This is a genomic window from Teichococcus aestuarii, assembly GCF_003116135.1.
Lineage (GTDB): Bacteria > Pseudomonadota > Alphaproteobacteria > Acetobacterales > Acetobacteraceae > Pseudoroseomonas > Pseudoroseomonas aestuarii.
The window spans coordinates 172758-183724 of the sequence record NZ_PDOA01000008.1; the positions used below are offsets into that span (position 1 = coordinate 172758).

Annotated in this window: 8 protein-coding genes and 2 pseudogenes; 7 read left to right on the forward strand and 3 right to left on the reverse strand. The window is 69.5% G+C overall.

What is annotated here, in order from left to right:
* Positions 1 to 96 precede the first annotated feature (96 nt).
* The 7 genes from pehA to CR165_RS13895 all read left to right on the forward strand — a co-directional run bounded on the left by pehA (position 97) and on the right by CR165_RS13895 (position 9722).
* Positions 97 to 1629 carry a phosphoric/sulfuric ester hydrolase PehA gene (gene pehA, locus CR165_RS13865; protein ID WP_109517587.1) on the forward strand — a complete coding sequence of 511 codons (1533 nt, stop codon included), beginning with the start codon at positions 97 to 99 and terminating at the stop codon, positions 1627 to 1629.
* Positions 1626 to 3263 carry an ABC transporter substrate-binding protein gene (locus CR165_RS13870; protein WP_109517588.1) on the forward strand — a complete coding sequence of 546 codons (1638 nt, stop codon included), beginning with the start codon at positions 1626 to 1628 and terminating at the stop codon, positions 3261 to 3263. Before pehA ends, CR165_RS13870 begins: the two co-directional genes overlap by 4 nt.
* 4 nt (positions 3264 to 3267) lie before the next feature.
* Complete coding sequence (locus tag CR165_RS13875) at positions 3268 to 4260, forward strand: ABC transporter ATP-binding protein (protein ID WP_109517589.1); 993 nt, start codon at positions 3268 to 3270, stop codon at positions 4258 to 4260.
* A complete protein-coding gene (locus tag CR165_RS13880) occupies positions 4257 to 5258 on the forward strand; it encodes an ABC transporter ATP-binding protein (protein WP_109517590.1) in 1002 nt (333 codons plus the stop codon). The genes CR165_RS13875 and CR165_RS13880 overlap by 4 nt, the downstream gene beginning before the upstream one ends.
* Positions 5259 to 6191, forward strand: coding sequence for an ABC transporter permease (locus tag CR165_RS13885; protein ID WP_109517591.1), 933 nt, complete (start codon positions 5259 to 5261; stop codon positions 6189 to 6191).
* Positions 6191 to 7075, forward strand: a complete 885-nt coding sequence (locus tag CR165_RS13890; RefSeq protein ID WP_109517592.1) for an ABC transporter permease — start codon at positions 6191 to 6193, stop codon at positions 7073 to 7075. The genes CR165_RS13885 and CR165_RS13890 overlap by 1 nt, the downstream gene beginning before the upstream one ends.
* 325 nt (positions 7076 to 7400) lie before the next feature.
* Complete coding sequence (locus CR165_RS13895; protein WP_245906411.1) at positions 7401 to 9722, forward strand: recombinase; 2322 nt, start codon at positions 7401 to 7403, stop codon at positions 9720 to 9722.
* Between the two features lie 149 nt (positions 9723 to 9871).
* Here CR165_RS13895 and CR165_RS13900 read toward each other — a convergent pair whose 3' ends face one another.
* The 3 genes and pseudogenes from CR165_RS13900 to CR165_RS13910 form a co-directional block, all read right to left on the reverse strand.
* Positions 9872 to 10432, reverse strand: coding sequence for a GNAT family N-acetyltransferase (locus CR165_RS13900; RefSeq protein WP_109517594.1), 561 nt, complete (start codon positions 10430 to 10432; stop codon positions 9872 to 9874).
* Positions 10389 to 10739 (reverse strand): annotated as a pseudogene (locus CR165_RS26235) (GTP-binding protein); the annotation flags it as partial. The pseudogene CR165_RS26235 and the gene CR165_RS13900, both read right to left, overlap by 44 nt.
* A 110-nt stretch (positions 10740 to 10849) precedes the next feature.
* A pseudogene (locus CR165_RS13910) lies at positions 10850 to 10967 on the reverse strand (IS5-like element ISMex42 family transposase); the annotation flags it as partial.

Genomic DNA, 10967 nt, shown 5'->3' on the forward strand with positions numbered 1-10967 from the left:
TCGAGTGTCACGACACTGCCATAACCCTGTCATCCGCCCGTCGCGGCACACAGCCTAAGCGCTCCGCCCGAAGAGTATGACGGGACGGATTGCCGCATGGCGCGACGGAAAAATGTTCTGCTGATCGTTGTGGACCAGTGGCGGGCGGATTTCGTGCCCGCGCTGGGGGCCGGATTCCTGCGGACGCCGAACCTGGACCGGCTGTGCCGGGAGGGCGTCACCTTCCGCAACCACGTGACCAACGCCGTGCCCTGCGGCCCGGCGCGCGCCAGCCTGCTGACCGGCCTCTATTTGATGAACCACCGGGCGGTGCAGAACACCGTGCCGCTGGATTCGCGCCACATGAACCTCGGCAAGGCGCTGCGGCATATCGGCTACGACCCGGCGCTGATCGGCTACACCACCTCCACCCCCGACCCGCGCACCACCGGCGCGCGCGACCCGCGCTTCACCACGCTGGGCGACCTGATGGAGGGCTTCCGCGCCGTCGGCGCCTTCGAGCCCAGCATGGACGGCTATTTCGGCTGGCTCGCCCAGAAGGGCTACGCCCTGCCCGAGAAGCGCGAGGACATCTGGCTGCCCGAGGGCGAGGACAGCGTGCCGGGTGCCACCGACCGCCCCTGCCGCATCCCGGCCGAGCTGTCGGACACCGCCTATTTCACCGAGCGGGCGCTGACCTACCTGAAGGGCAAGGGCGACAAGCCCTGGTTCCTGCATCTCGGCTACTGGCGGCCACACCCGCCCTTCATCGCGCCCGCGCCCTACAACACCATGTACAGCCCGGCCGATATGCCGGCGCTGCACCGCCGCCCCACCTGGCAGGAGGAGGCGGCGCAGCACCCGCTGCTGGATTTCTACCTGCGCGGCATCAGCCAGGGCTCCTTCTTCCACGGCGCCGGCGGTGCCGCGAGCGCACTGGACGAGGCGGCCATCCGCACCATGCGCGCCACCTATGCCGGCCTGATCACCGAGGTGGACAACGCGCTGGGCGAGGTCTTCGACTACCTCGACGCGACGGGGCAGTGGGATGACACCATGGTCATTTTCACCTCCGACCATGGCGAGCAGCTCGGCGACCATTACCTGCTCGGCAAGATCGGCTACCACGACGAGAGCTTCCGCATTCCGCTGGTGGTGAAGGAAGCCGGTGCCTCGCCCCGCGCGGGCGAGATCGAGAGCGCCTTCACCGAGAGCGTCGACGTGCTGCCGACCATCCTGGAATGGCTGGGCGGCGAGGCGCCGCGCGCCTGCGACGGCCGCTCCATCCTGCCGCTGCTGCAGGACGGCCCGCCGGCCGACTGGCGGGAGCACCTGTTCTACGAATACGATTTCCGCGACGTGCATTATTCCAAGCCCGAGACCGCGCTCGGCCTCGGCCTGGACGACGCGTCGCTCTGCGTGGTGCAGGACGAGAACTGGAAATACGTCCATTTCTCCGGCCTGCCGCCGCTGCTCTTCGACCTGCAGCGCGACCCGCAGCAATTCGACAACCTGGCGAACGATCCCGCGCATGCCGCAATCGTCGCCGAATACGCGCAGAAGGCGCTGTCGCACCGGATGCGGCACGCCGAGCGCACCCTGACGCATTTCCGCGCCACCCCGGGTGGCCTTGAGGAGCGCAATCCATGATGACGCCCCGCCGTTCCCTCCTGCTCGGCGCCGGTGGCGCGCTGGGTCTCTCGGCCCTGCCGCGCTTCGCCATTGCGCAGGCCGACAACCGCCCGAGCATCGCCATCGCGGTGCAGAAGATCAGCAACAGCAACACGCTGGAAGTGCTGCGCGAGCAGTCCAATGTCGGCGAGCGCGTGCTGTTCTCCTCGCTGTGGGAAGGGCTGATCGGGCGCGACTGGCTGGGCGGCCTCGGCGCCGTGCCGGAGCTGGCGACCGAGTGGCGCCGCATCAGCGACCAGGTGGTGGAGCTGAAGCTCCGCCAGGGCGTGAAGTTCCACAATGGCGACGAGATGACCGCCGAGGACGTGGTCTTCACCTTCGGCCCCGAGCGCATGTTCGGCGACACCAACCCGACGGCGCAGGGCCGCACCATCAGCGTCTCGGGCGACCGCATCCCGACCCGCGCCGGGCGCGACCTGCCGGCGGAGGTGCCCGCCGTGGCGCGCCGCTCCTGGCCGGCGCTGGAGCGCGTCGAGATCGTCGACAAGTACACGGTGCGCGTCCACAACGCGACGCCGGACGTGACGCTGGAGGGCCGCCTCTCCCGCTACGGCAGCCAGATCATCAGCAAGCGCGGCTACATCGAGGCCGAGACCTGGTTCGAGTGGGCGCGCAAGCCCGTCCTCACCGGCCCCTACAAGGTGGCCGAGTTCCGCCCGGACCAGCTGCTGCGCCTCGTCGCGCACGATGAATACTGGGGTGGCCGCCCGCCGCTGCGCGAGATCCGCTTCATCGAGGTGCCGGAGGTCTCGGCCCGCGTCAACATGCTGCGCTCGGGCGAGGTGCAGTTCGCCTGCGACATCCCGCCCGACCAGATCGGCGGCATCGAGGGCGACCGGCGCTTCGAGGTGCAGGGCGGCACCATCCTCAACCACCGCCTCACCGTCTTCGACAAGAACCACCCGCAGCTCGCCGATGCGCGCATCCGCCGCGCCTTCACCCACGCCATCGACCGCCAGGCGATCGTGGACAGCCTGTGGTCCGGCCGCACGGTCGTGCCGAAGGGGCTGCAGTGGGAATACTACGGCGACATGTTCGTCTCCGACTGGAGCGTGCCGAAGTATGACCCGGCCGAGGCGCAGCGCCTGCTGAAGGAGGCCGGCTACAAGGGCGACCCGATCCCCTACCGCCTGCTCAACAACTACTACACCAACCAGACGCCGACGGCGCAGGTGCTGGTGGAGATGTGGAAGCAGGTCGGCCTCAACGTGCAGATCGAGATGAAGGAGAACTGGTCGCAGATCCTCTCCCGCGAGCCGGGGCGCGCGGTGCGCGACTGGTCGAACAGCGCGCCGTTCAACGATCCCGTCTCCTCCATCGTCAACCAGCACGGGCCGAACGGCCAGCAGCAGCAGGTCGGCGAGTGGAGCAACGACGAGATGAACCGCCTCTCCGTCGAGCTGGAGACGAGCACGGACCGCGCCCGCCGCAAGCAGGTGTTCCGCCGCATGCTGGAGATCTGCGAGCGCGAGGACCCCGCCTACACCGTGCTGCACCAGAACGCGACCTTCACCGCCAAGCGGCGCGACATCGGCTGGAAGGCGGCGCCCGCCTTCGCGATGGACTTCCGCGCCGGCAACTGGAAGAGCTGAGGACATGGCGGAGCCTCTCGTCGAGATCCGCGGCCTCACCGTCAGCTTCGACGGGCTGCCGGCGCTGCGCGGCGTCGACCTCGCCATCGGGCGGGGCGAGGCCGTGGCGCTGGTGGGCGAGTCCGGCTGCGGCAAGTCCGTCACCTGGCTGGCGGCGCTGGGCCTCCTGCCGGGCAAGGCGAGGGTCTCCGGCAGCGTGACGCTGGAGGGCGCCGAGCTGATCGGCGCCCCCGCCCCGGCGCTGGACCGCATCCGCGGCGGCCGCGTCGCCATGATCTTCCAGGACCCGGCGAGCAGCCTCAACCCGGTGCACCGCATCGGCAAGCAGATCGTCGAGGCGCTGCGGCTGCACCGGGGCCTCTCCGGCGCCGCGGCGCGCGAGGAGGCGCGGCGGCTGCTCGACCAGGTCGGCATGCCGGATGCCCGGCGCCGGCTCGATGCCTTCCCGCACGAGCTTTCGGGCGGGCAGAACCAGCGCGTGATGATCGCCATGGCGCTGGCCGGCCGCCCCGAGCTGCTGGTGGCGGACGAGCCGACCACCGCGCTCGACGTCACCATCCAGGCGCAGATCCTGGAGCTTCTGGCGGAAATCCGGCGCGACACGGGCATGGCGCTGGTGCTGGTCAGCCACGATCTCGGCGTCGTCGCCGAGACCTGCGAGCGGGTCTGCGTCATGTATGCCGGGCGCATCGTCGAGGAGACGGCGGCGGAGCGGCTCTTCGCCGGCCCGGCCCACCCCTATGCGGAAGGGCTGCTGGCCGCACTGCCGCCGATGGACGGGCCGCGCCGGCCGCTCGCCGCCATTCCCGGCGGCGTGCCGGAGCCCTGGGCGATGCCACGCGGCTGCGCCTTCGCGCCACGCTGCCCGCGCCGCGCCGCCGCCTGCGAGGCGGCGCCACCCCCCCTGGCCGAGGTGGCCCCTGATCACCGCGCCGCCTGCCTCTATCCCGGAGCCGCCGCCATGGTCTCCCCCGCGCCGGCGCTGATGCCGGCATGAGCGAATTGCTGAAGGCCGAAGGGCTGGTCCGCCGCTACACCATGCGGCGCGGTTGGCTCGGGCGGCCGGTCGAGGTGCGGGCGCTGGATGGCGTCTCCCTCACCCTGGAACATGGCCGCACCCTGGGCCTCGTGGGCGAATCCGGCTGCGGCAAGTCCACCACCGGGCGCCTGGTGCTGGGGCTGGAGACGCCGGACGAGGGCCATGTCCGCTTCGAGGGCCAGCCCCTCCCCGCCCCCGGCACCGCCGAATGGCGCCGGCTGCGGGCACGGATGCAGATGGTCTACCAGGACCCGCTCGGCGCCATGGACCGGCGCCTGACGATCGGCGCCCAGGTGGCCGAGCCCTGGGCTATCCATGGCCGGGCCTCCTCGCCCGCGCAGGTGGCGGCGCTGTTGCAGAGCGTCGGGCTGCGGCCGGACCATGCGGCGCGCTACCCGCACGAGCTTTCGGGCGGCCAGCGGCAGCGCGCCGTGCTGGCCCGCGCCCTGGCCACCGACCCCGCCCTGCTGGTGTGCGACGAGCCGATCAGCGCGCTCGACGTCTCGATCCAGGCGCAGGTGATGAACCTGCTGGCCGAGATCCAGGCCGAGCGCGGCGTCTCGCTGCTGTTCATCAGCCATGATCTGCGCGCCGTGCGGCAGATGAGCCACCGGGTCGCGGTGATGTATCTCGGCCGCATCGTCGAGGAAGGCGAGCCGGACGCGGTGCTGCACGACCCGGCCCACCCCTATGCGCGGGCGCTGGTCTCGGCCATCCCGCATCCGCAGCGGCGGGGGCAGCGCATCGTGCTGCAGGGGGACCCGCCGAACCCGGCGGCGCGGCCCGCCGGCTGCGCCTTCCATCCCCGCTGCCCGGTGGCCAGCGCCCGCTGCGCCGCCGAGACCCCCGCGCTGAAGCCGCGCGCCGATGGCCGGCTGGTCGCCTGCCACGTGGCGCAGGGCGAGACCGCGCCCGGCACCGGCCTTTCCGAAACCACGCTTGCCAAGGCCGCCTGAATGCTGCGCTTCCTCAGCCTGCGCCTCGCGCGCGCCCTGCTGACCCTGGTGCTGGTGGTGACCTTCGCCTTCGTCGTACTGCGCCTCTCGGGCGACCCGGCGCTGCTCATCATGTCGGCCGACGCGCCGCCGGAGGCGATCGCCGCCTTCCGCCGCGCCTGGGGCCTCGATGACCCGCTCTGGGCGCAGTATCTCCGCTACTTCACCGCCATCTTCCAGGGCGACCTCGGCAATTCCATGCGCGACGGGCGCAGCGCGGTCAGCCTAGTGGGCGAGCGCATTCCCGCCACCCTGGCGCTCACCGTGCCGGCGCTGTTCATCAAGATCGGGCTCGGCATCCCGGCCGGGGTCTATGCCGCGCTGCACCGCAATTCCTGGGCCGACCGGGCGGTGATGCTGCTGGCCGTGGCCGGCTTCACGGTGCCCTCCTTCGTGCTCGGCCTGATGCTGGTGCTGCTGTTCGCGGTGCAGCTCGGCTGGCTGCCCTCGGGCGGGCAGGAAAGCTGGCGCCACGCTATCCTCCCCGTCATCACGCTGGGGCTGGGCGGCGCGGCGGTGCTGGCAAGGTTCACACGCTCCGCCATGCTGGAGGTGCTGGGCCAGCCCTACATGCGCACCGCGCTGGCCAAGGGCGTGCCCTGGCAGGTGGCGGTGCGCCGCCATGCCCTGCCCAACGCCGCCATCCCCACCGTCACCATCGTCGGCTTCATGATCGGCAGCCTGCTGGCCGGTGCGGTGGTGGTGGAGAGCGTCTTCTCCTGGCCCGGCGTGGGGCGGCTGCTGGTGGTGGCCGTCGCCAACCGGGACCTGGCGGTGGTGCAGGCCATCCTGCTGCTGGTCGCCGCCACCATGGTCACCGCCAACCTGGTGGTGGACCTGCTCTATGGCGTGCTGGACCCGCGGCTGCGGAACGGCGCGCGGGGGACCGCCTGATGTCCGACGCCACGATGGACCACGCCGCCGCGCCGGCGGTGGCCCCGCCGAAGCCGAAGCGCGCCGGGCTGCCGCCTCTCGTCATCTTCGCGCTGTGCTGGATCGCGCTGATGCTGGGCGTGGCGCTGCTGGCGGAGTGGATCACCCCCTACTCGATCACCGCGCTCGACCTGCGCAGCCGCCTCGCGCCGCCCGTCTTCATGGGCGGCACCTGGCTGCACCCGCTGGGCACGGACGAGCTGGGGCGGGACGTGCTGAGCCGCCTCATCGTCTCCATCCGCATCTCGCTGCTGATCGCCTTCGGCGCGGCGATGATCTCGGCGGCGCTGGGCGTGACGATGGGCTTCCTCGCCGCGCATTTCCGCGGCCTCGCCGAGCAGGCGGTGCTGGCGCTGGTAGATTTCCAGGCGGCCATGCCCTTCCTGATCCTGGCGCTCTCGGTGCTGGCCTTCTTCGGCAACTCGCTCACCCTGTTCGTCTGCCTGCTCGGGCTGCACGGGTGGGAACGCTACGCGCGCATCGCCCGCGGCCTGGCCGTCAGCGCGGGCGCGCAGGGCTATGCCGCGGCGGTGAAGCAGCTCGGCGCCACGCCCTGGCGGGTCTATGGCCGGCACGTGCTGCCCAACATCGCCTCCACCCTGATCGTCTCGATGACGCTGGCCTTCCCCGAGATCATCCTGCTGGAGAGCGGCCTCTCCTTCCTCGGGCTCGGCGTGCAGCCGCCGCAGACCTCGCTCGGCAACATGGTGGGCTACGGGCGGGAATATCTGACGCGGGCGCCCTGGATCCTGCTCTCGCCCTCGCTGGTGATCGTGCTGACCACCCTCTCCGTCTCCCTGCTGGGCGACTGGCTGCGGGACCGGCTGGACCCCACCCTGCGCTGAATCATTCCAGCCCCTTGCGCGGCCGGCCTCAGGCCCGGCGGAGGAAACTCCGCCGGGCCGTTGTTTTCATGGCGCTTCCTGAGGGCGTGAACTCACACCCCAGAAACCCTATTTAGTGTATAGCGGTTTTCGGTCATACCATATCTGGTGTGGCGCCTGAGACCGATTCGCAACTCGGGGCCGCCGCGAACAGTCTACCGGAGCCTTTCCCATGGATGGATTCAGCCAGCCGATTCACGCCCTCGCCCGGCCGCGCCCACAAGCGCGGATTCCGGGGGAGAGCTTTGGCGAGAAAGCACTGGCTGCCCGCCCGCTGGACAGGGGCATGGGACTGGCGGTCGGCCGCCGCACCGTGTTCCGCCCGGAGGACCAGGAGGATTTCGGCCGGGTGGCGGAGCGTGTCTCCACCGGCAATATCGGCCTGCTCGGCGCCGGCGGGGCGCTGGAGGTGGAGCGCGCCCGGCTGCGCAACGCCATCGCGACCGGGGCACTGCTCACCTCCGGCCGCCACCTCCAGCATGGCGATGCCGCGCAGCCCGGCCGCAACATGGAGGTGTTCACCAACTGCGCGACGGCCATCGCCTCCTTCGCCGAATTCTACCTGCTGCTGAACGGCTCCGGCGTCGGCCGCGCCTATGACGACGCGCTGATCACCACGGATTGGGGCCAGGCTCCCGCGCTCGGCCTCTATTTGGCCCCGGACCATGCCGACTATCCGCAGGACGCGGCGGCGCTGTGCCGCTTCGGCATCGAGCTGAACCTGCTGCCCTGGGGCACCGGCCCCGAGCAGTTCGGCCCCGAGGCCGAGGCCACGGTGCGCGGCTTCCTGGCCGAGACGCTGCTGCCCTCGCTGGACGGCCTCCCCGAAGGCGCCGTGCTGCACCGGGTGGAGGACAGCCGCGAGGGCTGGGCCAAGGCGATTGAGGTGCTGGAGGCCATGGCCTTCCGCGCCGAGCGCGGCCGCACCCTGGTGATCGACCTCTCGGGCATCCGCCCCGGCGGCAGCCCGATCAAGGGCATGCAGGGCCGCCCCTCCTCCGGCCCCATCTCGCTGCTGCGCGGGCTGATCAACATCCGCCGCCACGTTATCGAGCCGGCCCGGACGCGGGACCCGGAGGGCGAGGCGCTGCAGCCCTGGGAGCAGGCGCTGCTGGTCGATCACCACCTCTCGGTGGAGGTGCAGGTGGGCGGTGCCCGCCGCGCCGCGCGCATGGCCACCAAGTCCTGGCGCGACCCCGGCATCCGCCGCTTCATCCGCGCCAAGTCGGAGGGCGGGCTCTGGACGGCGAACCACTCCGTCATGGTGGACCGCGAATTCTGGCAGCGCCTGCGCGAGGGCGACGGGGCGGACCCGCTCACCGCCCAGGCCCGCATGGTGTTCGAGGAGGTGACGGCCTGCGCCTACATCAATGGCGAGCCCGGCTTCATCAACGGCGACCTGCTGGAGGACCACCGCACCGGCAGCGCCTGGGACAAGCCGGTGCACGAGGATGGCCGCGACTTCCGCTCCGCCCGCTACCAGGTGGACGCCGCCGCCGGGCTGCTGGCCGAGGCATCCCGCCGCGCCGCACAGGCGCGCTTCCCCGTCACCACCAACCCCTGCGGCGAGATCACCCTGCATGTCACGGGCGGCTACTGCGTCATCGCCGATTTCGCGCCGCTGATGGCCTGCCCCGTGGGGTTCGAGCAGTTCCGCCCTGGCACGGCGCCGGAGGATGTGGCGCGGCTGTGGGATGAGCGGGTGGAGGATTCGGTCCGGCTCGGCGTGCGCTTCCTGATCCGCGCCAACCGGATGGATGCGCTCTATGGCGAGGAGGTCGCACGCACCAACCGCATCGGCATCGGCCCCACCGGGCTGCATGAATGGGCCTGGATGCGCTTCGGCCTCGGCTTCCAGGACCTGCTGGACGAGCGCCGCTCCGCCCCCTTCTGGCAGGCGCTGCGTCGGCTCTCGGATGCAGCCAAGCAGGAAGCGGCCGAGTACGCGGCCAGCCTCGGCATGGCTGATCCCGTGACGGTGACCACGGTGAAGCCCGCCGGCACCACCAGCAAGCTGTTCGGCCTGACCGAGGGCGCGCATCTCCCGGCGCGGCGGCAATATCTCCGCTGGGTGCAGTTCAAGGGCACGCGGGATGCGGCGGCCGGGGGCTGGGCGGTGGGTTCCGACCCCTTGCTGGCTGAGTACGAGGCGCGCGGCTACCCGCTGCGCGAGCTTCGCAGCTTTCCCGGCATGACCATCGTGGGCTTTCCCACCGTGCCGCTGGCGCAGCGCCTGGGCATGGACGAGGCGCTCGTCACCGCGCCCGAGGCAACGCCGGAGGAGCAGTATCGCTGGCTGCAGCTGCTGGAGGCCTTCTGGATCGGCGCCGAGCGCGGCAACCAGGTGAGCTACACGCTGAAGGTCTACACCGACCGGCACGACCTGGAATCCTTCCGCGCCATGGTGCGCGAGCACCAGCCGCAGGTGCGCTGCTGCTCCGTACTGCCGAGCCGGCCGGACAACGAACTGGGCTACGAGTATCTGCCCGAGGAGGAGGTCTCCACCGCCCGCTTCGCCGCAATGGTGGAGAACATCCACGACGGCGCGGTGCAGGAGGCGGTGGACTGGGCGCATCTGCAATGCGCCAGCGGTGTCTGCCCCATCTGAAGGCTTGCCCTTGGGAGGAGGAGTCCTCCTCCCAAGGGCTCTAGCCCCAGCTTGAAGGCATCGGCCCCTACGCAAATCGTTCAGCACGATAATGAAGGATTATCGGGCTCAATTGCTAGGCGGCAGGATCCAAGAACGATGGATGGCAGTCATGCAGGTTCAGCTTTGGGTATAGCGTCGGCGCAACGCATGATCTTCTCGAATTGGAACGCATCGCCGTCCCCGCCAGGGAGGTCGTCTTGGCCGGGGTGGTTTGGGTCAGAATGATATTTGTTAAAAAATTCAATAATCTTGAAGCCGCACTTGTTGACATAGAAGTGGATGTTTCGTTTCTCAAAATACGGGGTATGCGTCTGCCATGTAATCGTCTCAGGATACCTCCGCTCAATGGCGAACCAAGCTTTGAGACCAATACCGTGACCCTGCTCGCCAACCTTCAGGAAAAAGAGGTCGAGCGAGTTATGATGAGTTTCTGTATTAATGGTGAGCACAGCGCCACCAATCTTCTGATCGTCGCGTAGAATTCGCAAAACCACAGAGTTTTTGGCATTGATGGCGTTGTTTAAGACATCATCGGATGGAATTGGGCCATCTGGCAGCGACCCGAACTCATCAACTACGGCCACCGCGAAAGCGTCCTGTAGCTCCTTTTTGAAGGAGGCGATGTCACTGGGTTCCGCAATGGCGAGGGTGATTAGATTTCCGACCATGGGGCTGATCATACAATATAATGAGCCCGAAGTTCAGGCCGACATAAGGTTGGTCCTGGACCGATAGAAGCAGGATTGAGGCAAGCGCTGGCTGAATGCCGAGCTGGCACCAAATTCGAAGGTTATCCGGTTCGCAGGTCATGACGCTGGTGCCGACAGAGAGGCCGCGTTCCTGCTTGACCCTGGTCCCATCGGAGCGGGTGCGGCGCCGGTTGCCTTTGGCGTGGACCTGCCCGGCACACTGGATCGCTCCCCCTTCGAGCAGCAGCTTGCCTGTGAGTGTGGTCTTGCCCGCATCAGGGCGGGCGGCGACGGCGAAGGTTCACCGCCGCGAGGCCTCCGTCTCGGCTGCGGCCGAAATAAGCGTGGACATCGCGCCCCTGGTCAGGATTGGAGAGCCGCTCGCGCTAGGGCCTGTTAGAGCTTGAGCCAGTCGGCGGCTGCTGCGAGGCAGAGGATGCCGATGAAGGATCGGGCGGTCTTCTCGTAGCGGGTGGCGACGGCACGCCATTCTTTGAGGCGGGCCCAAAGGTTC

What these genes read in the sequence shown, in the direction of transcription:
- CR165_RS13880 (WP_109517590.1), top strand. Translation starts at nt 4,257, where the DNA reads ATGAGCGAATTGCTGAAGGCCGAAGGGCTGGTCCGCCGCTACACCATG.
- CR165_RS13895 (WP_245906411.1), top strand. Translation starts at nt 7,401, where the DNA reads ATGGGACTGGCGGTCGGCCGCCGCACCGTGTTCCGCCCGGAGGACCAG.
- CR165_RS13875 (WP_109517589.1), top strand. Translation starts at nt 3,268, where the DNA reads ATGGCGGAGCCTCTCGTCGAGATCCGCGGCCTCACCGTCAGCTTCGAC.
- CR165_RS13900 (WP_109517594.1), bottom strand. Translation starts at nt 10,432, where the DNA reads ATGGTCGGAAATCTAATCACCCTCGCCATTGCGGAACCCAGTGACATC.
- CR165_RS13870 (WP_109517588.1), top strand. Translation starts at nt 1,626, where the DNA reads ATGATGACGCCCCGCCGTTCCCTCCTGCTCGGCGCCGGTGGCGCGCTG.
- CR165_RS13890 (WP_109517592.1), top strand. Translation starts at nt 6,191, where the DNA reads ATGTCCGACGCCACGATGGACCACGCCGCCGCGCCGGCGGTGGCCCCG.
- CR165_RS13885 (WP_109517591.1), top strand. Translation starts at nt 5,259, where the DNA reads ATGCTGCGCTTCCTCAGCCTGCGCCTCGCGCGCGCCCTGCTGACCCTG.
- pehA (WP_109517587.1), top strand. Translation starts at nt 97, where the DNA reads ATGGCGCGACGGAAAAATGTTCTGCTGATCGTTGTGGACCAGTGGCGG.